The following is a 22,934-nucleotide window of genomic DNA, read 5'->3' as shown; positions in this document are numbered from 1 at the left end:
CCACCCCTGTCACAAAAATGGTCGTTTTTGTGACAGACAGAACGAAAAAGACTAAGATTTAAATACATCCACAACTAATATGGAATCCTTTATACCAATACTTTTTTCAAGGAGTGGAAAAAACATTGGTGAATTGCAACATTTTTAATGGCCTTTGCGAACCCCATAACTTGTTCTGTTTTTTTTTATTTTGCATTGCTATAATTCAAAATGTAGCAACGAATGTTCTACTACAAATACCTAAACATCTGGAAAGGACAACAGAAATTTGCATACTAAAAATAATATTTCTACTCGTATTATATCTCTTGATATTCTTCGTGGCTTTGCTTTGATTGGAATGTTAATTATACACGCCGCTGGTTTGTCAAAAAAACAAGAAATCCCAATGTATTCTATGGATTTTTACTTGGATATTTTTAATAACATGTTTATTCATTTTAAGTTCGTTTCTATTTTTTCATTTTTATTTGGCGTTGGGTCTTATTTCTTTTTTTTACGCGCGCAACAACGTGGATTGCATAGTTATCATCTTTTTTCAAGGCGATTAATTACGCTGCTTCCTATAGGGATTATATCGATACTGATTTGCCCTCAGATAACTCCTATTTTAATCATCTATAGTGTATTCGGATTTATCTTACTTCTTTTCTTTAGACTAATGTCTAGAATGATTCTACGCATTGCGGGATTAATCCTAACATGTAATATACTAGTAGTAATGGGAGCTATGGTATTGGGATGCCCCTCCTCCAAAAGTTTTAATATTTCTTTTCAAATAATTTGTTACGCTGTCACTTATCTATCTGTAATTTTTAGTATGATGCTATTAGGACTATATGTAGGGAAAATTAATCTTTTTCAGCAATTATCACAACAAACGGTCATGATCAAAAAAATTCAGAAGATGTCATGTTTTCTCAGCTTACCCCTAATTTTAGGAGGTCTATGGACTATTTATATAAACCCAGATGTAGAGCATAATATTTCTTTTCAAGGACTATGTTATATAACGGCTTATCCCTTATCAATATTTTATTTGTCTTCCATCATTCTTTTATATAATAAAAACCATTCTTTGTATATTTATAAACCGCTCAGTTATGTAGGACGGATTTCATTAACGGCTTATATTGGACACGCATTGCTTCTTAAACTGCTTCCTTTATTGTTAGGTTGGACATCTGGCTACACACTAATACAAAGCTTGATACTCTCCTGCATTATATTTACTATGCTAATTATTTTTAGTTTTATTTGGTTGCAAAAATTTAAACAAGGTCCTATCGAGAAAATTTGGCATCTATTAACATTTGGAAACAAAGCAAGAGCATAACATGAGGGGATTTCACAATTTATGTATTTTTATATTTAAAAAATAGATATACAAGATTAAATTCAATAGTTTTACCTAATGAAAATTTAACAAAAAGGGATGTGGAGACGTTTTTATATTCCACATCCCTTTTTAATTGGAATATATTCGTATATGGCCCCATATTTTGCTTTTGGTTGCCATACCCCTATAAATGTTGAGAAAGGAACGCCGCCTCTACTAGATTGAATAAAGATAATCAATTGCCATGGAATAAGACCTGGATGAAAAGAAATAAAAGTGATGTATAAGCCTGGTAATAGTAGTGCCAATAAAAAACAAAATAAGCGTAATAAGCGGAATGCCGTTCCAATCCACCATCTTTCCGTATCATCTTCAGGAGTATGTAATAATAATGCCAAGGTAATGGGAGTGAGTAAAACAAATGGTGAACCATCTAAAATAATAGCAACTTGTCCCTTTAGTAGACCTTGTATAACCCGATCAGGTCTTTCAGTCTGTATCATCTGAGGGAATGGTGAATATGAGTTATTGCTCAGAAGTTGTTCTAAACAGCTAGTATCTAAAATATCATCTATGTCGATAGCACAAATTCTTTCAGTTATTGCGGTTACGAATTTTTTGTTTGTAAGATGATCTAAATAAACTACTGCTACATCGCGTTGTGTTTGCACACCTATTGATGATTTTTGTATAGATAAATGGGAAGATTTAAAGTTTCGTCTTAACATAGATACATTAATAGACAGTATTTCTACAAAGCTTTCTTTTGAGCCATGTATGTTACTTTCAGTTGTTGGCTCAGAAATCGCTCGATTCATTATTTTAGAAGTATCTAAGATAAAAGCGATGTCCATATTTTCTAATAATAATACACAGGAACCAGCGAAAAGATGAGAAATGATAGTATCTAATTCAGAAACAATTTGGATATCGCATAATTCAATACGGTTTGTAACGGTAGATATAGTGATATTTGCGTTTTTAGATTGGGGTTTAATTGAATGTTGTAATAATGGGCGCAAGACATAATCTTGCAGCATTTGTACATCTGTGATTGTTTTTAAATAAATCAAAACAGCTTGCAGTGAAAAATCTGGAATATCAAATTCTCGGTATGTGGTATCAAAATTAGATGATAATCGATATTGTAAGTTTTGCAAATTGAGACTTAAATTACAAGATAATGTGGGTGGATGTTGCATAAAATCATGCTTCCTTTTTTGTATATTCATTTATGATATGTTTAGATATAAATTAGTATGTGACTTACTTGGTGTTTTATACCATTCTGCATGTAAATATTGTTCGTATAGACCAATAAATCTGAAATGAAAATATCATAGACATGCTGTATCATTTTAGCCGAGAAGACTCCTTTCGGTTCCGTTGCAAAGTTTTTGGAGCTGAGCTAGACTGTAGAAAAATGAGATGAGGAGCATAACATATGGGATATTTTAAAGGAAAACAATTCGAGAGAGACATTATTTTGGTAGCTGTCGGCTACTATTGTCGTTTTTCTTTAAGCTATCGCGACATATCTGAACTTTTGAGAGAGCGTGGTGTTTCAGTTCATCCTACAACTATTATGCGTTGGGTCCATGAATATGGAAATATCATTTATCAAATTTGGAAGAAGAAAAATAAATCAGCACATTCCGTATGGCATTTAGATGAAACCTATATCAAAGTCAAGGGAAAGTGGCGTTATCTTTATCGTGCGATTGATAAGGAAGGTCACACATTGGATATTCAACTTCGCAAAAAGCGAGATCATCAAGCAGCCTATATGTTTATGAAAAGGTTAGTGAAAGCTTTTGGAGAACCAACGGTTCTCACAACAGACAAGGCTCATGCTTTACTTTGTGCGTTTAAAAAACTAAAACATAATGGCTTTTATGTGCATACGAAACATTGTACTGTTAAGCATTTCAATAATCTCATCGAACAAGACCATAGACATATCAAACGACGTTTTGTTAAATCCGCAGGATTTCAAAACCTGCGCCATGCTTCACGTACATTGAAAGGAATCGAAACGGTTCATGCCATATATAAACAAAAGAGAAGTCACATTCCAGACTTCTCTTTTTCAACGTACAAGGAATTACAGCAGTTATTTAGAACTGCTTAAACTACAACCGTATTTTGTAAGCAGGTTGATGTTTTTTCAAACTTTGCAATAGAACCAATCGGATTTTAAATAGGATTGGAAATAAAAGTAAGCCTATGACCTATTTTTACACGTATCTCGGCTGTACCCCACATTCGTTCCTCCTACACTGTATATTCTAGGAGAAGTTGTACAAAATAAGCAAGCAAGCGTAATAAACGATGTAAATTTTCCTTTTTAACTTCTCTCCTAATAATGAACAAAAAGGTGGTTCTTGGATAAGAATCACCTTTTTGTTACGGAATCATATTGAAAATAAATGATACTGTTTATTTTACATGTCCATCAATTGCTGCCGGAGCATATTCCCATTTACCATCTGTGAGAGAACCTAATTGTTTGCCGATTTGCTAATCCTCCCCCTGTAAGCGGGTTTATGTTTTTTTAAACTTTGCAACAACCCCCAAATTTGTTATCCTGTTACACCAGGAGTAACCGTTAAATATAGAGCAGAATCACTATAATCAAATATATCTTGTGCTAATTTAAGTGGATACGGAGCGTTTTTTAATGCTGAACTTGGATTTACAGTATATGTTGATTTTAATTGATATACAGCTCCTCTATACTGCTGTAATGGATAAGAAGCAGCCACTGTATCATTGCTTAACGTTTGAGTATTTGTTACTTGTTTCGTAACTGTGATGGTATGATTATAACTAGCTGTTAATTGTGTACTAAATTCATGTTCCGCTTCTGCAGGTAAAATACCGCCCCCTGCTGTTATTTTTAATTTATATCCAAATGTTAAAGCACCACCATAGGCATCTGCTGTAGTTAATCCAGAGGTGATTGCTTGACTAAATACATACTTCCCTGTTGTGGGAACAATAGCCGTGCCTTGTCTATCATAGAAGGTTTCTCTTTTTATTGTTGTACCATCAAAATATGGCTTATATTGTGCATCTATTAGACTTTGAAGTTTATCCTTATCCATTGTTCGTGCCTCTAAATCTGAGATTACCCTACCGTTTGAAAGTATACAACCTACAGTGTTATCGGGTGTCCGTTCTAAAGTGTCTAAATCATATTTTCCAAGTTGAACATGGCCATCTGCTGTTTGTTCAGCATAAGTACCATACGTAAAATCCGGTTGAAACTTAGCAAAATATAATATTGAATTTGCTGCGGAAGTTTCCGTTTTTATAGTCCCCTTTTGTGGGGCCGGGTCATTTGGGTTAGATGATAGTACAGGATAAGGTGCATCATCATTATCACTGGCTGCTCTATTTTTGTATAAAGGATTGTTATATACAGGTGTTTTCACTCCGTTTTTAAACAGATATCCTTGAATACCTGTTTTCGCATCTGTGCTAGTGTTTGTGTCAGGTTTTACTTGGGTATCTGGATTAGCATTTGCGTCAGGTTTTACTTGGGTATCTGGATTAGTACTTGTGTCAGGTTTTACTTGGGTATCTGGATTAGCACTTGCGCCAGATTTTACTTGGGTATCTGGGGATTTTGGAGCATGTATTTTTGTATCAATTCCCGTTTTAGGGTGCAGACTAGTTGTTATGTTATTTTTGGAATGGGGATGTCTGTTCGTTTCAGCTGCATAAGACGTAATGGGCAACATGCTACCTATCGTTAATACACTAACCACTGGAATAACGACTGAAAATTTGTTGCGTTTTTTCATTTATAACGCCTCCTCAACTATTTTTGTGTAGCTGTTCTTACTTTGATTATAACAACGCTTTCAGTTAAAAATATATATGAAATATCTTCCATGTGATAACTTAGATTAAAGTCCTAAGTACAAACAATGTTATTCATTCTTACGATATATTTTATAAGGAGAAGGCCTGTTTTTTTATGAATGTCTCAGTTACCAACCCTTTGTATTTGGATGAGCCAACGAGTGGCTAATGATTCTTTGATCCAATTATGTAGTAGGATGCATGCAGATTCAGATACTTTACTTAGCACGTAGGGTATATATGGAAAACTTATTGCTATCTTCTTATAGCCTTCTACCATGTTTAAAAGGCGCCAACTTCTGTTACAGAAGAAGCGAAAAAATTAAGCGCGTATAAAACGATTGGAATGATTCAAAATCATCTATTTGTCAAAACACCCAAGAAAGAAGGAACAAAGCTTGCTGAAGTCCTTATTATTTACTATACGAACAGAGATTTCGAGTAGCGTGTTACCTGTTCTAGACGAGTATGTACTTGCTGACAAAAAAGACTTGGATTGGTATCCAAGTCTTTTTGTTTTTTATAGTTACGTGTCATTCGTATCAGAATGAGGATATTTTCATTTCTTTTTTAAAAAGTGCTGTTTTTAGCTTATACCAATGATTTTATTGTACTGTTCTTGGATGGTTTGTAGTTGTAGATTTAACTCTTTTGCAAGTGATGCCATCGTAGGCTCTTGTTCCAAAATCAGCAACAAGTTCAACATTTCTAAAAGGATTTGATGAACCTTATATACTTCTTTTGTATCCACATAGCCAGAAGTGGAATGAAGTAGCAGTATAGACTCCATTATACTCATTTTTCGATCGATTTCTTGTAGTAATGGTTTAGAATCCCCAAATAGCGATTGGTTAAACATACCAACACTCTCCCTTACTGTATTCTGCGAGAAGAAAATGATTACGCAATAAATTCCTCATGCGCAAGCTGAAAAATGAATAAAAAAGAGTGATGCTTGTTTGTATTCTATACCGATTACCGTACGTACACAATAACATGTAAGACGTTTGTATATTATGATATGAATATTATTTTCATTTGAAAAAAAGCCAAATGCATATACAGTTGGGTTTCTTTGCCCATCCCCATCGCCATCAAGCTAAGGAGATTGAACTTATAAAAATACGCATAAATCTTTCTCCGATGCTAGAATATTAGGCATTTCTATAAAAAAGTGCATACAAAATAACCCTAGCGGGCTACAATTTTTTTAGTGTATTTATTTTTCTATATGCTGCTCGTATGCAGTGCCTAAAATATCAAATACAGTTTTCTTCCGATACCGATGTGATTTTCGTCCATTTTTATCAAGTAGGTGGAATAAACGAAGAAAACTTGTTAGTAATTGCTTCGATTGTTTTTGTATTTGTCGATATAATACGCGGAAATAATCATGAATCATATACATGGCTTTCCATTCACTTAATTCTTTTTGTTTTTTTATCAGCAATATTTGTCTCATTTGGAACATCACAGTAGAAGAGAGTAAAAGCGCAATTAATTTCCCATAAATATGACATTCTAATCGTTCTTTCTTCACATTTGTATTGGAATGAATACGAAAAATAGATTTCCAGGTTTTAAAGATAATTTCTATTTGCCAACGAAGAGAGTAGAATTCATGGATAGCTTCTTTAGAAACATATTCCGATGGAATATTTGTAATGTATATATTGATGCCTTGTAATTTTTTTGTCCGGTCACTAAACGTTATGTTTTTCTTTTTCTCTTTGTATGCTCGATCTTTTCTACGTTGTGTTTCCTGATCAGGAGTAAGCCTATAAATTACAGCTCTTACGGGAAGTAAATACTCACGTCCCACATAGATAACAGGAATTTCATATAATTCCCCTGGTTGTAACTGTTCCATAATCGCTTCTAAATCAATCATGGTATATTGATATTTTTTCTTACTAGCTTCATTTTTAAATGCAGGGACCTCTTCATTCTTTTGAAACAGTTTGGTATTCATTTTGAGTCGAGATAAATAGTAGGCTCCTTTTTGTTGAATGCCATCTAAATCTTTCAAACTAAAATAACCTAAATCCCGTATACAAAGATCTTGTAAATCAACGGTAGGTTGAACTTCTTTTCCGTAATTCACATCATTTTCTTTCGCAGGTCCCAAGGCAACATGTAAAAACTGACCACTCAGTAAATCGTATTCTAATTGTATTTTCACGCCAGAAGCTTTTCCACTTCCGCCTGAACCAGGGTAAACTGTTGCAAGTTGATCTGAAATTTGAAATGTAGTGGCATCTAAAATTCGAATACGCCGGAAGTATTCTGAAAAAGAAGAAGGTAGCGATATAGTGGCTAATAATTGTTTTTGCAACAGTTGTGAGAAAAGCGAACGCAAAAATTCTACTGCTTTTTCGTTTAACCTTACATTTAGTCCTTCCGGACTCATAAGTACACCTGTTTCTGATTCTAAAACCCCACATAGCCGTGTCAGAGAATAACTGGCAATATCTTGGCCCATTCCTATGCATAAAGCGGCTAAATCTTGTGCCCTAAATTTACTGGTACGTTGTACAAATTGTGTTTCTTTCGCTAGATGGGTTAAACAGTGGGATGAAAATACACATTGTAATTCCTTTACAAGTAAACGGAAATCTTTAAAAAGACATGATTTTTTCATGGATTCTCCTCCATTTTTTATCTTTATTTTATAAAATGAAGATAAAAAGAAAAGAGATGAAAAAACTATGTATCCATTAGGTTCAGAAAATCATCCGATTATGATAAAAGTAAGAACAAGAGCACAAGCAGAAAATATAGCAACAATTTGTAATGAATATGATTTTTATTACATCATTAGTTTAGAATTAAATGAAGATCTAACGGATTTGAAAAAAGCGATTAAAGGACGTACACGTCCAATGGATATATATGATACATGCGCTTGTAACAGTGGAAAGAAATATAAGTTCTGTTGCATGAACAAAGAAATAGAACTAAATATATAAAAAGAGATACCCCTATTTTTTTTCGGTTTGGGGGTATTTCTTTTCTTTAGCTTGATGGCGATGTTGATTTTCCCCTTTTTTACCGTACACTTTTTGAACGTTTTTCACGTCTACAACTGGTTTCGTCATATATATCCTCCTACGATTGTTATTATCTTACTTATTTTGCTCTTTTGGAAAATGAATCGCTATTGATTAATATGACAGCAACCTTACATTTTTGTAAGGGAATATTTCTTCCACTTGAAAACAGCTACTTTAGTATGGTAATAATACAAAAAACACCAACTGATGATTGGATTGTTACAATGGAGGGTGCATGGTTTAAATGACATCAAATATAGACTTGTAAAAACGGTATTACTTATTTAGTTTGTATATAAAGATTTTACAATTCATAAAGGATACAATATTCATTTGCTTATTCCCCCATTTCGAGGGGATGGGCAAAAACACCCATTAAGAAGAATGAGCGTATTAACTTCAACACAGTATCCATTGAATCAGGGGTATCCAAATCTTATTTGTACAATCATCCAGAGTTCCACGAGAGAATTGAAATGCTCCGTAAGCAATCAGGTAAGTCCCCTAAAGCCATAAAACGCCAAATGAGCGATGAGAGTAACGCTGCTAAGATTTAAATACTGAGGGATCGAATCAAAGAATTGGAAAGCGAAAATAAGCGATTGAAAGATGAAACTAGGCGGCTACAAGGAAAGCTGTATGAACAAATCTAATGAAAAAGGCTCCTACGTTGAGGTCATATACACAAAGTAAGAGCCTTATTTTTTCTATTCTTTTTTCATTTTAGTCTTGATTTGTTTTTACCCTTCTTCCAAATTTGATAAAGCAAATTGCCATATTCATGCACCCGACGCATGATGGTTGTAGGGTGCACAGATATCCCTCGCTCGTTCAGGAGCTCAGATACATCGCGATAGCTTAAAGAAAAACGACAATAGTACGGGCGGCTACCAATATAATATCTTTCTTAAAATGTTTCTCTTTAAAATAGCTCATGCATCATGCTCCTCGAATCATTTTTCTTCCAGCTTTAATTTTGTTTAGAAAATTTTGCAACAGAACATAAATTAGTATTATTTAACAATAGTTATTAGCCAGAAAATCATTTATGCTAATTGTAGAAAGTAACGTTACTTCGGAAATAAACCTGTAGAGGTGTAGATAATATGATGTCTATTCTATCTAAATTTGTAATATGGTATCCAATTTTCATGTCCATTATTTGGATGGTAGGCGCTATTGTATTTTATATTTGTATAGAATCTAAACAAAAATTATCTCGAGATGAAGCACCGTTTGTTTCAATTTTAATACCCTGTTACAATGAAGAACAAACAATTCGAGAAACGATATATCATGTAATGAAACAAAAATATCCCCATTATGAAGTTATTGTGATAAATGATGGAAGTACAGATCGAACCGTTCCTATCGTTAAACAGCTCATTGGTCAATATCCTAACTTACGATGTGTAAATGTGAAAAAAAATTTTGGAAAAGCCAATGCATTACATGCTGGATTATTAGCTTCTAAAGGAGATTTTTTAGTCTGCATAGATGCTGACGCGATATTAGATGTACATGCAGTAAAGTGCATGATTCCACATTTTTCAACTGCTAACCAGGGAAACAATGTAGGTGCAGTAACTGGAAATCCGAGAGTTAGAAATCGGAATAATCTATTAAGCAAAATACAAATATCTGAATTTTCAAGTATAGTAGGTATGATTAAAAGAACACAAAGTATATATGGAGGAATAATGACAGTTTCGGGAGTCGTTGTTGCTTTCCGAAAGCAAGCATTATTAGAGTGTCAATTATGGGATCGAAATATTTTAACGGAAGATATTGCGGTAACTTGGAAATTACAGAAGAATGGTTGGCAGATTAAATATGAACCCAGTGCTATTTGTTGGATGTTAGTTCCCGAAACCTTATTTGGATTGTGGAAACAAAGAATTCGATGGGCGCAAGGTGGTTTAGAAGTATTAATTAAACATAGGGATATCTTTTTAAGTTGGAAACATAAAAGTTTATATATAATTTATATTGAACAACTGATAAGTATTATATGGTCAATTGTGTGGTTTCTCATGATGGTGACTCTTTTAATTAATGTTTCTTTTACATTTGATTTTTTGAAATTATTTACAGTATCATCAGGAATATTATCAATGATATGTGTGTTTCAATTTTTCATTGCGATCATGATAGATAAAAAATACGATGTGAATTTAACAAAAGAATATTTATGGGCTGCTTGGTATCCGATATGTTATTGGTATATTAATGTTTTTGTAATTATAATGGCTATTGTGAAAGTTTCAACAAAGCAGAAAGGAAAATTTGCAGTATGGGAAAGTCCAGACAGAGGTCTACAAAAACCGAAATAATTATAAATGATGTGAATGTAACGAAAATGAGATTTTTACAATATTGTATATCTTTATCTTTATGGTTATATATTCTGATGTTTGGCGTTTTTATTATCATAAATTGTTTCAAATGGCATATGGATTTTATGGAATTCCTATTGTTTTTGTTGAATACAAGCCAATCACATATTCTAATCATGATATTTATTATTCTTGCATGGAGTACTCTCTCATTTTTTTTCATGTTTCTGTGGAATACGTATAGGTCATATAACCTTCAATCAAAAACAACAAGACAAGTCTGGAATACAAAACAACATGAATATATGACATCTAGTTTTTTTCATTTGACAGCAGAAGAGCATATATATTTCCAAACGGAAACATATATAGAAATAGAATCCTCATTGGATGCATAACATAAATTGCATATTTCATGAAGCTGTATGGACCCAATCTTGTATCGCTTTCCAAGAAAAATCATCGATTAATACTCTTTGAATAAAAAAAGATGAACTGTGTTCATTAACAATTCCTGGTGATAGGGTGAACAATAAATCATATTGCTCAGATAATAATATGTTATCTGTCTGTGGTGTCCCAAACCCATATGGATATGCAAAATATTTTGGCTCATACCCGAAGTGATCATAAAAAACTTGTTTTGCTCGTTTGGAATCTGTAATAAATTTAGATATATTTTCACTTTTTAAAAAAGGTGGTTTCTCACCATTTTCAATGTAATGTAATTGATGAGTATGTGTCCCCACTGTTATTAGATTTGATCGTGTCATTTCAAAAATTTGATCCCAGTTACTCATGGTTAATCCCTTGAAATTTGGATTTCCTACTTCCCCTGTAATGATAAAAATTGTAAAAGGGATTTGTTGCTGTTTTAAAAAAGGATACGCATAATGATAAACACTCTGATCAATGTCATCAAATGTAATCATCGCACATTTTGATGGCATTTTTTTTTGTTGATTTATGTAATCATATAATTCTTTTGGTGTGATAAATTGAAATTTATGTTTTTGTAAAAAAGTAATTTGTTCTATAAAATCATCTTTAAAAACAGAATAGGTTGTTAATTCAGGGTTTCTACTTACTTTCGCAAGATATTTGATGATGGCATTACCGGGACGAATTCGATGATAATTTAATACGATACACCCATTTCCAGAAAGTTTTTTCACTTGTGTGAAGGGCTGTTCGTTTTCTCTTGTCACATACGCATATATACATGTAAATAAAATGGTAAACAAAAATATACTAATCAAAAGTCTTCTTTTCACACTATCCCTCATTTTATGTTGTTTGTATTATTTTTTGTAATATTTCCTAATGCCCACTTAATTATGACATCGAATATTGAAAATAATATTTCTCATCACAACAAGAGAGTTCTCTTTCATTTCGTTTGTTAGGTTCTGGTGCAAAAAAGTGAACCGCTTTGAAAATGGTCTTTCAAACTTGGCTATACGGGTACGACTACTTAAAACAGGTGTGTAATCAGTATGGAACAAGAAAATATATTCAAATGAAAACATTATCAGCCTGATATCATTCTATTAACCGTACGTTGGTACTTGCGGTACAACTTAAGTCTTTGTGATTTGGTGAAAATGATAGAAGGTAACTACTTCGACAATGTTAAATTTCATTGTACGTAATTATTATCTAAAATCCTTATATTCAAAACATAATATTTATCTAAAAAAGCACAGGGGTGTGTAGTGACCCCATGCCCATCAACTTAAGAATTTAGACTACCCCCAAGTACAAAAAAACGTTACTCTTTCTTAATAATCTATGAGGGGTGGTGAGACGGTTCGCGCTCTAGTCCGTCAGATAATTTACATAACATGAAAAAAACTACTTTGAAATAGTAGGTTCAATTTATCTAACATTTTTGTTCGAGATGGGTTTGTATACAGTAATGTAGTATATACCTGTGGTGCTAGTTGATTTAGAAGCATCCTAAAGAGTACTTTAAAGTATTTCCAAACCGTTCTCTCGCTTTATCTAACATGAGACAATACACAAGTAAAATACTCTCTAATCTACTTTCAAATCCTAATATAGAGCGACTTCTAAAACCTTGTATCCCTAATCTTTCTAAGGATGAAAAGACTGTTTCAATTTTCGGTTCTGGTGCAAAGAAAGGATACGTTCCCAAGAAATAATGAGGATTCCTATTGGAATCATTCTTTACGCTGTTAATCCAAATAATTGATGAATAAATTCTTTTTGATTTTGAACAGACTGATCCCGTAAATCAACCTGTTCTTTTTTTATCATATGCATGGCTTCTACTCCTGCAAGTATACATGTAGCGGTGCCAAAAGATTTAAATCCTAACATAGAGCGTACACGTTTTTTAATGAATCGATGGTCTTGTTCCACTACGTTATTTAGATATTTTATCTGCCGAATTTGAGTGCCTAACGGCACTTTTTTCTCGCTCTTTAATTTAGTGATGGCAACTGGATAAGCAGGATTTTTATCAATTGTGATTGTACGAGGTTTTGAGGCATGAAAAGAATGCAAAGCCTTTTTAAAGAATCGCTTTGCAGCCTTATGATTTCTAGTTTTACTGAGATAGAAGTCAATCGTATTTCCTTCAGAATCAACCGCACGGTATAAATACATCCATTGCCCTTTTACTTTTATATATGTTTCATCCACTCGCCATGAATCATTTGTTTGTTTCAGATGACATCGAATCCGTTGATCCAGTTCCGGTCCGTATTGATGGACCCAGCGCATAATCGTTGTATGAGCTAAAGATAATCCTCTTTCTTCCATCATTTCCACCAAGTCTCGAAAACTTAGATTGTACCGTAGGTACCAACGTACAGTTAATACAATGATATTCGGTTGGTAATGCTTCCATTTAAACAAATTGTCCTTTTTCATACTGATCACACACCTTTTATAGAGTAATACTATCAGTATGTCCAAGGTTTAGAGATTACTTGCAATTAACCTAATTTTTTTGCACCAGAACCATTTCTACAAGGTGATTTATTGTTTCATACATAGCATGAATACGACTAGGATCACTAGAATCATTTTGTTCTACGCATGTTTGTTCATATCCTTTTCCTTGCTTTAAGCACATATCCAAGTTAGTTGCTGCAAATGAATTATTTGGGGCTATTAATAATGACGTACTTAATACTCCAGCAAGTGGGATAACTTTTAATATTTTTTTATACTGGTTCATATTTTTCTCCTTTGTTCATACATAGTTTTTATACAGTGTAAATTCTATCACAAATATATACGGGGTAATCCAAGAAAAGGACCTTTATTAAGAGTAAAAAATATAACAATTTTAAAATGAGACTTTAAATCTTGGGCATACTTACTAGATTAAAATTGGAAGGATATATATCTGATACTTATATGGGTTCTGGTGCAAAAAAATTAGGTTAATTGCAAGTAATCTCTAAACCTTGGACATACTGATAGTATTACTCTATAAAAGGTGTGTGATCAGTATGAAAAAGGACAATTTGTTTAAATGGAAGCATTACCAACCGAATATCATTGTATTAACTGTACGTTGGTACCTACGGTACAATCTAAGTTTTCGAGACTTGGTGGAAATGATGGAAGAAAGAGGATTATCTTTAGCTCATACAACGATTATGCGCTGGGTCCATCAATACGGACCGGAACTGGATCAACGGATTCGATGTCATCTGAAACAAACAAATGATTCATGGCGAGTGGATGAAACATATATAAAAGTAAAAGGGCAATGGATGTATTTATACCGTGCGGTTGATTCTGAAGGAAATACGATTGACTTCTATCTCAGTAAAACTAGAAATCATAAGGCTGCAAAGCGATTCTTTAAAAAGGCTTTGCATTCTTTTCATGCCTCAAAACCTCGTACAATCACAATTGATAAAAATCCTGCTTATCCAGTTGCCATCACTAAATTAAAGAGCGAGAAAAAAGTGCCGTTAGGCACTCAAATTCGGCAGATAAAATATCTAAATAACGTAGTGGAACAAGACCATCGATTCATTAAAAAACGTGTACGCTCTATGTTAGGATTTAAATCTTTTGGCACCGCTACATGTATACTTGCAGGAGTAGAAGCCATGCATATGATAAAAAAAGAACAGGTTGATTTACGGGATCAGTCTGTTCAAAATCAAAAAGAATTTATTCATCAATTATTTGGATTAACAGCGTAAAGAATGATTCCAATAGGAATCCTCATTATTTCTTGGGAACGTATCCTTTCTTTGCACCAGAACCGTCTAGTTTGAAAGAATACTTTCAAATCATTTCGATTTTTTGCACCAGAACCAAGAGAAACACACACCATCCGTTTTAGTAGATTATGAAACGGATTTAGAACAATATGACCGCAAACTCTATCCAACATTAGAGAGGAGCTCATTCTCACTATGATACATAGAAATCTACAAGAAGCTTGTAAAGTATTCCATTTGAGTTCTATTTTAGAGCATTATGATGATGTTGTATTTGAAAATAAAGAACAATTCTTAAAGGATATTTTAAACTTAGAAATTGAAGCTCGACAAAGTAAGAAAGTATCAACTTTAATAAAAAAAGCAAAGTTTAGAGAGCTAAAGTGGTTAAAAGATTATGAATGGGGTGAACAAATTCATTTACCTTCTACGACAAGCAAAGAACATATTAGTGAGTTGCGATTTTGTGAAGGAAAACAGAACCTTTTATTACTTGGATCTCCTGGAACTGGTAAAACACATTTAGCAAGAGCGTTAGGTTTAAAGGCCTGTGAACAAGGATATCAAGTGAAGTTTTTCCGAGTAGCGGATTTAGTAGGTATATTAGAAGAAGCTTTAAAACAGGGGAATTTAACTCGTATAAAAAAACAAATTGAATCATGTGATCTATTAATTTTAGATGAACTAGGTTATGTACCGTTTCAAAAACCAGGAGCGGAGCTCCTATTCCATATTATTGCCGACTGTTATGAACAAAAAAGTGTGATAGTTACTTCTAATTTAGAATTTGGTCAATGGAATCGAGTGTTTGGTGATAATCGATTGACTTCGGCATTGGTGGACCGTTTGGTCCATCATGCCCACATTATTGCATTTACAGGAGAAAGCTATCGTTTACGCAATGCGTTGTCTTCTGGAAATACTAAAATTACCATTTAAAAAATCGAGCTGCTAGCCTCTGCACTTTTCGCTGCAACTCTCTGTATTTTCCGCTTGCACAAAACACTCAGGGCTAAGTACAGTACCTGTAACTGCGTGAAGCCTGCTACATAATCTGACTAAAGGATCACTGGCCACTTTTTGGCTGATCCAAATACAAATGGTAGCTAAATCTGATCCTGAAAACTTGCGCTTTCGCTCTATAAACTTCATCTCTCTTGTGAGTTCTTCCAAAAATTCAGGTGTGGTATAGCGCTGTAATTCTTCCGCAAATGGTTGTAACTCCTCTTGAATCGAGAAATTCATAAAAAACGTCACCCTTTCTCATTTATATTATGTAAGAAAGAATAACGTTTTTTTGTACTTGGGGGGTAGTAAAAAGCCTTAAGTTGATGGGCATGTATCGTGAGGCCTGTTAGGCGATGCTGGTTCTACCCCTCATACTGATCACACACCTTTATAGAGTAATACTATCAGTATGTCCAAGGTTTTGAGATTACTTGCAATTAACCTAATTTTTTTGCACCAGAACCAAATGATTCATGCTATTTATAAACAAAAGAGAAGTCATATTCCAGACTTCTCTTTTTCGACGTACAAGGGAGGATGACGATGTTGTCATAGCCCAAAACGAATTCTATCTTACTATTCACAATTCAAAATTCCTTCGGTATTCGTACAAGTATCTGTACCAGGTCCAGCATCCCCTTGATCAAAACCATTCCCACCATCAACCGTATCATTATTTCCATTTAGCGTAGGTGTTATATTAACATTACCATTCTTAACATCACCATAAATCCTATCATCTCCACTTCCACCATTAATTGTATCACGCAAAGCATTAATAGTAGTTAGATTTCCATTCAAAGTTTCAAAATCACCATACATAATGTCTTCACCAGGACCCCCATCTAACGTATTTTGACCATCATTCACTAATACGGTACCTATAAGAGTAGTAGTAAATGTCTTCGTCCAGCCATACATGGTATCATTTCCTTCCCCGCCATTTAGAATATCATTACTAGATCCTAGGTCCGTAACAGCTGTAGTAACATTAAAATTCATCACACCCCCACTAATAATATCATCACCGGAACCGCCATCTATATAATCATTACCAGCCGCAGCGCCTACAGCAAGAAGCGTATTAAAATTATAAAAATCCCCCATCAATATGTCATTCCCACTTTCACCAAAAATACGATCGTTTCCACCTAGAAAGATACCAGTAGCATTTTCAAATTCCCCATAAATTGTATCATTTCCGTTTCCACCACAGATAATATCATCTCCTTCTAACCCAGAGATACGATCGTTCCCATCTAATCCTACAATCACATCAGTTCCACTTGTTCCTTGAATTACATCATCACCTGCTGTTCCAATAATCGTAGCGGTTTTACCATCACATGTTGGTACAGATTGAGCATAAGACGGCAATGAAAAAGTAAATAACGCAATGAATGGTAATATACTCCATACAACTAAACAAATCATTTTAACTGTTTTCAATTGTCTATTCCTCCTTTATATAAAAACATTATTAGTCTATTTAAGCTTGCTATCATTAATTACTGTTCTGGTTCAAAAAACTAATGTTTATGACGGAAATTTCCGAATTTTAAACATGCTAGATAAGTCAAAATGGATGTTTTAACAGGCGGTTACAACACTTGTATGATCTTACTTTAATAATGGTCCATCACTAAGCTATTCATGCAGTGTGTTAAAATATCTAACTGGGCCCCCTATAAAAGATGTGTGATTCGTATAGAGAAAAAAAGACGTTTAAGTAGAAACATTATCGACCAGCTATCACGTTGTTAACTATATGGTTGATACCTACGATGTAATATAATCTTTCGTGATTTAGGTCTGGATAACGTATACGATTCTTTTTTGATAGATGATTTCTACTTCAGTATTTTTCGGGGATATTCCTTCTTTATTTATGATTTAATGATTGATTATTTAACCATTCCATTAGAGTCATTTTACCATCAAATACTTCATTGTTATATACGTAAATCCATGACCAATGTCCATCATATTCGTATGGTGTGCCATCTTCTTTTTTGTACAAACCTGACGTGTCAACAACGTTGTCAAATAAGGACAAGTGCACATTTTTTGCGCCAGCATTTATCAGACGATTATATGTCGGAATGACAAAATCCTGAACCGGTATAGCTGTATCTGTTTTAGCGGCAACAAACCAAATCGGAATATCTTTCATGCGCTGGATATCTCCATTAGAAATCAGTCGATCACTTAACGCTTCACATGTTGGAAAGGCAGCTGCAAAAGATTTAGGGAACTTTCGGATTATATTCATTGTCATGTAACCGCCGGCAGAATTCCCACCAATATAAATTCGGTTAGGATCAATATCTTTATGTAGAGCAAGATAATCTTGAATCAAATTCATAAGAGGTTTTTCATATTTGGAAGTCCCATCACCGCCCCTTGTAACCCCATCCATCCAGTAGGTTGGGGTTTGCGGGACTAAAACATACGCACCATCGAAATAAGATTGTATATGACTGGATGCAAAGTTGGCCGCTTTATTTGCAGCAAGTGGAACTGTGGGATCTGTTCCCCCTTCCCCTCCACCATGTAACCAAATAATTAAAGGATTTTTCTTATAATCTGTAGCGGGTTTAAAATCTGCATATGTTAACGTAACATCATCATAAGTAGCTTTCCCTGTTGAAAATTTATCTACTAAATCTATGGATCCACCTGCATAGGTATCAATAAGTAGTCCTGATATTTTCCCACCTGGTGTCACAATATCTTTTTGTTGCGTAATTCTATACTTACTATGAATCCAGTCCTTTGAAAATGATTGCTCATCAAAATGCATTGGTGATCCTAAAGATAGAGACGGACCAATTTCCATTTCTAACACGACATGGCTTCCTCTTTTATCAGCAGGATTCCCTTTCTTGTCCGCGACATAAGCGCTTGTCACTTTCCGGTACCCTTTCTCCAACAGAGGATCTGCTAAGCGATTGTCACTTCTAGTCACATGTACTTTAAACGTATCTGTTGTAACAGATTTAGCAGGAACCATTTTACCTACATTGACAATCACCTTTGTTATCACTGCGCCCCAATCCTTTATTTCTGTAATAGTTTGATAGGAGGGCGACTTCGTCTTCATTTCTTCAGCCAATGCTCCCGTACAGAATGAAAAAATTGTTCCAGTTACTACCATACATAATAAAGCCATTGTAATTATTTTTTTCACTCTCTTTATCATAAAGTGATTACCTCCCAGTTTTTTTAAGATTCTTTCATTATTTTTGAAGTTAGAATGTTTTTATCCGATTCTAAGAATCGACGAGGGCAATATATTGGTTTGTATTGATGTGTTCCCGTTCGGTTTCCGATTGTCGTATCATCCATTGAAATACCAGGTAAAAGGAAAATAAATATGTTTAAAATTTTTGATACATGGATCACGTTCTTTTATTTTGTAATTTCAAATACATACCTATCGACCGTTCCTAGGCATCCCTTGGTTTGAATGATATATGTTCCCGGTTGTGTGAAATGGATTTGTTTTCGGTTTAACTGGATATATTGGGGATTACCCTGAATAATTGTGATTACTTCACTACTTAACGTGTACGGCAGATTTACTGTCATTGTGTTTTGTATCACATGTCCTTCCATTTGCACTTGTTCCGTTCCTACTTTTTGATGTCTTGCCTCTGCAGTAGAATGGGGCGTTGCTATCATAAAACTACAACAAGCGAGAATACTAGAAATCACGATGGGTTTCTTTTTTCTCAATTTCATCTTTGAAAATCCCTCCAATAAATGATTGTGTGTGACATATACCACCATACAATAATGGATTAGTAGTGACTAGCTTTCATACGTTGAGAAATTTTAAAAATTATACGGTTCCGTTGCAAAGTGTGAAAAAAGCATAAACGGGTGGAGAAATAAGAGGGAATAATTATGCAGTAGCTATTAATTTTTGTAGTTCATTGTATACGGAAAAGGCGAAATCCAATTCTTCAAAAAAGCTTTGCAGTCTTTTCATGCTTCAAAACCTCGTGCAATCACAGTTGATAAAAACCCTGCTTATCCAATTGCTGTCACAACGTTGAAGAAAGAGAAACATCTGCCGTTAGGCATTTAAATCAGGCAGATAGAATATCTAAATAACATCGTAGAGCAGGACCATCGTTTCATAAAAACGTATACGATCCATGTTAGGACTTAACTTTTCGTATAGCTACATGTATTCTTGCGGGAGTAGAAGCCATGCATATGATAAAAAAAGAACAGATTGATTTACGGGATCAGTCTGTTCAAAATCAAAAACAATTCATTCATCAATTATTTGGATTAACAGCGTAAAGAACGATTCCGATAGGAATCCCCATTGCTCTTTGAAATGTATCCTTTATTTGCACCAGAACCAATAAAAGTGAGTTGTTTTTTGGCGGAGAAGGGGCTAGTACTGAAAAGAATTGAGAAAGCCAAAGTCCAGTGATTAAGTTTAATTACTGGACTTTGGCTTTCTGTAGTGTATTTACATTAACGTAAATGTTATATACTTGCTGTCAATGCAGAAATGAATTGGACGAAAAAGTATTAAGTGAATTGAGACGATTCTGTTGCACAGTTTTTGGAGCTGAGCTAGACTGTAGAAAAAATGAGATGAGGAGCATAACATATGGGATATTTTAAAGGAAAACAATTCGAGAGAGACATTATCTTGATAGCCGTCGGCTATTATTGTCGTTTTTCTTTAAGCTATCGTGATGTTCCTGAAATCTTGAAAGAACGTGGCATATCCGTTCACCCTACGACGATCATGCGTTGGGTTCATGAATATGGCAATTTGATTTATCAAATCTGGAAAAAGAAAAACAAAACGACACACCTTGTTTGGCATTTAGATGAGACTTACATCAAAGTTAAAGGGGAGTGGCGCTATCTGTATCGTGCAATTGATGGAGATGGGCATACTTTGGATATTCAACTTCGTAGAACTCGTGATCATCAAGCGGCTTATATGTTTATGCAGCGACTCGTCAAAGCTTTTGGAGAACCATCGGTTCTTACGACAGACAAGGCTCCGGCTTTACTTTGTGCATTCAAAAAATTGAAGAAAGACGATTATTATACACATACCAAACACTGTACCATCAAATATCATAATAATCTTATTGAACAAGATCATCGACATGTAAAACGACGCTTTGCCAAATCTTCTGGATTCCAAAGTATCCGTCATGCTTCTCGTACTATAAAGGGGATTGAAACGATTCAGGCTATATATAAACAGAGACGAAGTCTTGAATTAGACTCCGTTTTTTCGGCGTACGATGCACTACAAAAATTAGTAGCGGTTGCTTAAACTCAAACGCCACTTTATAATCCGTTCTTTATTTTTTTAAATTTTGCACCAGAACCAAATATAATCATTTTCCATCTCGACCCTTTTGTTAAAGTAGCAATCGAGATTTATATGGAAAAAAGACAATCGAGTTTCTTCGTATTATATAAGGATTGTAATTGGAACTTTAGCTCATACCTAGTATTCCCAATCATCTTTTGCAAAATTTGACGAAGACGCGATGATTGTCAAGGATATTTGTATGACAGAATGAGCTTGCTATGACATATATAAATGGCATTGATAGAAACTCCTCTTTTTAAACAAATGTTTGATTCGTCATGATTTGTACAAAGTCTGGAGAGATTCGCTAGATAACGACCAAATTTTGCATATTTAAAATAATAGTCGATTTTGGATGTATGAATCGTTCGTACACAGCTGATATAATCATTTTTAGTGTATTATTCTACTATTTGTCTCCCTTCATTATGAATAGATGAGTTGTGTTTCATCAGTTCGTTCTTTTGAAATAAATTTGATATGATAGAGGTATGAAATGCTAAGAAGAGAGGCCTCGGAATGAATAATTGCATCAATTTACGTATTGATTTTGCTTTTAAGCAATTATTTGGAACCCAAGGAAATGAAGACAGCAATTAATGGGATTTTTGAATGCAGTCTTGCGTAAAACGTTATCGTCCCCTATTATGAGTTAGACAAAAGAAGTGGCTATCACTTGAATAAGGAGAATGAATATATGCGTTTACGAAATGGGCGTTTGGAGCTTTTACATCAAATAAACAATGCATTGAGCGCACATTAACAATATAGAATGGAGCGAATGGATACGAATGAAGACGACTTATACAGATGAAATTATAAGGTTATCAAGTTTTTGTAATCTACGACTTTTTTGATGAATATTTAAATTTATTTGGTCACGGTGAAGAACAAGCTGAAGATTCGAATTAAATTATCTTTATAATTATATTTATAAACAAAGGTGGTTACGACAATGAAATCTATCTCACAAAACGTTCTAGATACGCTTGTAGTCGGTATTTATGAAGATGTTCAAATGCTTTTCATAATGATGATAGACTATGAAGAAGAAATTGACATGATTACAAAAGAAGAACTTATAACTGCACATGAAAATTTAAAAGAAGTTATTTTATTTTGCCAATCACATTCGCAAGGGATGGATGTTCTTCTTATGGAAGAGATCCTGGTAGGAATCAACCATCGTATTTCAGAAATATTTGGGAAAAAATTCACTATAGAAAATCCAAATGCCATTTATGGTGAAAAATTACGTTTACCTGCAGGAGTAACGGTGCGTAGAAAATTAGAAGAATCCAGTTTTCACTATATATTTGACCATGAAACCTTTGGAGAAATCGGGAAAATAGTATTTCAAAAAGAAAACGGGTACATACTATATTTCGATTCTTATTTAAGTGAACATGTTGTAGAAAATAGTCCCCCAGCACTCATGCTAAAAGAAATCGGAAATATATTACAAAAAGAGATTTTGCGTTTACGCTAAATCTTTGTATCTGTCTAAAATCTATGAGCGGTAGAAGCAGCATCTTCGAGCGAAATATATTTTTGAATTTTATGAATATAACTCTTTGATTAATGATGCTGGTTATCCTTTTAAATAGCCATTCTTTTATCCATATCTAAATGAAATTCACCATATGGGCTATCTGTTCTACTCCGCAGAATGATTTCCATTAAAAGTAAAATAAGATTGCATATTTTGAAGCATACGGTATTTTATCAAAAGTCATTCAATTTTTTGCTGTT

18 protein-coding genes and 8 pseudogenes are annotated in these 22,934 nt (G+C 34.0%); 12 read left to right on the top strand and 14 right to left on the bottom strand.

Annotation, left to right across the window (positions count from 1 at the left end):
- Window positions 1-268: 268 nt before the first annotated feature.
- Complete coding sequence (locus MHI28_RS33540) at window positions 269-1,336, top strand: DUF418 domain-containing protein (protein ID WP_100910723.1); 1,068 nt, start codon at window positions 269-271, stop codon at window positions 1,334-1,336.
- Between the two features lie 113 nt (window positions 1,337-1,449).
- Here the strand turns inward: MHI28_RS33540 and MHI28_RS33535 are convergent, their stop codons facing one another.
- Complete coding sequence (locus tag MHI28_RS33535; protein WP_340828849.1) at window positions 1,450-2,541, bottom strand: spore germination protein; 1,092 nt, start codon at window positions 2,539-2,541, stop codon at window positions 1,450-1,452.
- 242 nt (window positions 2,542-2,783) lie between these two features.
- Between MHI28_RS33535 and MHI28_RS33530 the strand changes: the two genes are divergently transcribed.
- Window positions 2,784-3,470, top strand: coding sequence for an IS6 family transposase (locus MHI28_RS33530; protein ID WP_340828847.1), 687 nt, complete (start codon window positions 2,784-2,786; stop codon window positions 3,468-3,470).
- A 451-nt stretch (window positions 3,471-3,921) separates the two neighbouring features.
- Here MHI28_RS33530 and MHI28_RS33525 read toward each other — a convergent pair whose 3' ends face one another.
- From MHI28_RS33525 to MHI28_RS33515, 3 genes are all read right to left on the bottom strand, one after another.
- Window positions 3,922-5,148, bottom strand: a complete 1,227-nt coding sequence (locus tag MHI28_RS33525; RefSeq protein ID WP_100910714.1) for a hypothetical protein — start codon at window positions 5,146-5,148, stop codon at window positions 3,922-3,924.
- A 647-nt stretch (window positions 5,149-5,795) separates the two neighbouring features.
- Window positions 5,796-6,068 (bottom strand): hypothetical protein, encoded by a 273-nt coding sequence (locus MHI28_RS33520; protein WP_100910713.1) that lies wholly within the window; start codon window positions 6,066-6,068, stop codon window positions 5,796-5,798.
- Between the two features lie 360 nt (window positions 6,069-6,428).
- Window positions 6,429-7,850 (bottom strand): IS4 family transposase, encoded by a 1,422-nt coding sequence (locus tag MHI28_RS33515; RefSeq protein WP_100910712.1) that lies wholly within the window; start codon window positions 7,848-7,850, stop codon window positions 6,429-6,431.
- Between the two features lie 67 nt (window positions 7,851-7,917).
- Between MHI28_RS33515 and MHI28_RS33510 the strand changes: the two genes are divergently transcribed.
- Window positions 7,918-8,178 carry an SEC-C metal-binding domain-containing protein gene (locus MHI28_RS33510; protein ID WP_086387926.1) on the top strand — a complete coding sequence of 87 codons (261 nt, stop codon included), beginning with the start codon at window positions 7,918-7,920 and terminating at the stop codon, window positions 8,176-8,178.
- 45 nt (window positions 8,179-8,223) lie between these two features.
- Here the strand turns inward: MHI28_RS33510 and MHI28_RS36370 are convergent.
- Both MHI28_RS36370 and MHI28_RS33505 read right to left on the bottom strand, forming a co-directional pair.
- Window positions 8,224-8,307 (bottom strand): annotated as a pseudogene (locus MHI28_RS36370) (bacitracin ABC transporter ATP-binding protein); the annotation flags it as partial.
- 685 nt (window positions 8,308-8,992) lie between these two features.
- Window positions 8,993-9,198: pseudogene (locus MHI28_RS33505) on the bottom strand (IS6 family transposase); the annotation flags it as partial.
- 170 nt (window positions 9,199-9,368) lie between these two features.
- On the opposite strand from MHI28_RS33505, the gene pgaC reads away from it, so the two are divergent.
- On the top strand, window positions 9,369-10,595 hold the full coding sequence (gene pgaC, locus MHI28_RS33500) for a poly-beta-1,6-N-acetyl-D-glucosamine synthase (RefSeq protein ID WP_100910711.1): 1,227 nt from the start codon (window positions 9,369-9,371) through the stop codon (window positions 10,593-10,595).
- Between the two features lie 416 nt (window positions 10,596-11,011).
- Here the strand turns inward: pgaC and MHI28_RS33495 are convergent, their stop codons facing one another.
- Window positions 11,012-11,872, bottom strand: coding sequence for a polysaccharide deacetylase family protein (locus MHI28_RS33495; protein ID WP_157812416.1), 861 nt, complete (start codon window positions 11,870-11,872; stop codon window positions 11,012-11,014).
- A 222-nt stretch (window positions 11,873-12,094) separates the two neighbouring features.
- On the opposite strand from MHI28_RS33495, the pseudogene MHI28_RS33490 reads away from it, so the two are divergent.
- Window positions 12,095-12,211: pseudogene (locus MHI28_RS33490) on the top strand (IS6 family transposase); the annotation flags it as partial.
- 335 nt (window positions 12,212-12,546) lie between these two features.
- On the opposite strand, the pseudogene MHI28_RS33485 reads toward MHI28_RS33490, so the two are convergent.
- The 3 genes and pseudogenes from MHI28_RS33485 to MHI28_RS33475 form a co-directional block, all read right to left on the bottom strand.
- Window positions 12,547-12,723, bottom strand: a pseudogene (locus MHI28_RS33485) (IS982 family transposase); the annotation flags it as partial.
- A 65-nt stretch (window positions 12,724-12,788) separates the two neighbouring features.
- On the bottom strand, window positions 12,789-13,496 hold the full coding sequence (locus MHI28_RS33480; RefSeq protein WP_100910638.1) for an IS6 family transposase: 708 nt from the start codon (window positions 13,494-13,496) through the stop codon (window positions 12,789-12,791).
- Window positions 13,497-13,566: 70 nt separating this feature from the next.
- Complete coding sequence (locus MHI28_RS33475; protein ID WP_340828844.1) at window positions 13,567-13,806, bottom strand: hypothetical protein; 240 nt, start codon at window positions 13,804-13,806, stop codon at window positions 13,567-13,569.
- Between the two features lie 277 nt (window positions 13,807-14,083).
- Here MHI28_RS33475 and MHI28_RS33470 point away from each other — a divergent pair, with 277 nt between their 5' ends.
- Entirely contained in the window at window positions 14,084-14,791 is a 708-nt protein-coding gene (locus MHI28_RS33470) for an IS6 family transposase (protein WP_100910638.1), read from the top strand.
- Window positions 14,792-15,007: 216 nt separating this feature from the next.
- Window positions 15,008-15,751, top strand: coding sequence for an IS21-like element helper ATPase IstB (istB, locus tag MHI28_RS33465; RefSeq protein WP_176116684.1), 744 nt, complete (start codon window positions 15,008-15,010; stop codon window positions 15,749-15,751).
- 36 nt (window positions 15,752-15,787) lie between these two features.
- Here istB and MHI28_RS33460 read toward each other — a convergent pair.
- Window positions 15,788-16,057, bottom strand: a pseudogene (locus tag MHI28_RS33460) (IS4 family transposase); the annotation flags it as partial.
- Between the two features lie 226 nt (window positions 16,058-16,283).
- Here MHI28_RS33460 and MHI28_RS36365 point away from each other — a divergent pair.
- Window positions 16,284-16,361, top strand: a pseudogene (locus tag MHI28_RS36365) (IS6 family transposase); the annotation flags it as partial.
- 35 nt (window positions 16,362-16,396) lie between these two features.
- Here the strand turns inward: MHI28_RS36365 and MHI28_RS33455 are convergent.
- The 3 genes from MHI28_RS33455 to MHI28_RS33445 form a co-directional block, all read right to left on the bottom strand.
- Window positions 16,397-17,269, bottom strand: coding sequence for a calcium-binding protein (locus MHI28_RS33455; protein WP_078187746.1), 873 nt, complete (start codon window positions 17,267-17,269; stop codon window positions 16,397-16,399).
- Window positions 17,270-17,702: 433 nt separating this feature from the next.
- Window positions 17,703-19,022, bottom strand: a complete 1,320-nt coding sequence (locus MHI28_RS33450) for a prolyl oligopeptidase family serine peptidase (protein WP_078187747.1) — start codon at window positions 19,020-19,022, stop codon at window positions 17,703-17,705.
- Between the two features lie 209 nt (window positions 19,023-19,231).
- The gene (locus MHI28_RS33445) at window positions 19,232-19,564 is read right to left on the bottom strand and encodes a hypothetical protein (protein ID WP_078187749.1); all 333 of its coding nucleotides are present in this window, start codon (window positions 19,562-19,564) and stop codon (window positions 19,232-19,234) included.
- Window positions 19,565-19,784: 220 nt separating this feature from the next.
- Between MHI28_RS33445 and MHI28_RS33440 the strand changes: the two are divergent.
- The 4 genes and pseudogenes from MHI28_RS33440 to MHI28_RS33430 form a co-directional block, all read left to right on the top strand.
- A pseudogene (locus tag MHI28_RS33440) lies at window positions 19,785-20,134 on the top strand (DDE-type integrase/transposase/recombinase); the annotation flags it as partial.
- 319 nt (window positions 20,135-20,453) lie between these two features.
- On the top strand, window positions 20,454-21,140 hold the full coding sequence (locus tag MHI28_RS33435) for an IS6 family transposase (RefSeq protein ID WP_078187750.1): 687 nt from the start codon (window positions 20,454-20,456) through the stop codon (window positions 21,138-21,140).
- A gap of 561 nt (window positions 21,141-21,701) precedes the next feature.
- Window positions 21,702-21,835, top strand: a pseudogene (locus MHI28_RS36360) (PD-(D/E)XK nuclease family transposase); the annotation flags it as partial.
- A 302-nt stretch (window positions 21,836-22,137) separates the two neighbouring features.
- Window positions 22,138-22,671, top strand: coding sequence for a hypothetical protein (locus MHI28_RS33430; RefSeq protein ID WP_340828839.1), 534 nt, complete (start codon window positions 22,138-22,140; stop codon window positions 22,669-22,671).
- The last annotated feature ends 263 nt before the right edge of the window (window positions 22,672-22,934 follow it).

Source organism: Bacillus sp. FSL K6-0268 (assembly GCF_038005425.1).
Taxonomy (GTDB): Bacteria; Bacillota; Bacilli; order Bacillales; family Bacillaceae_G; genus Bacillus_A; species Bacillus_A thuringiensis_S.
Note: the sequence above shows the minus strand (reverse complement) of the source record. Positions and strands in the feature narration are given on the sequence as shown.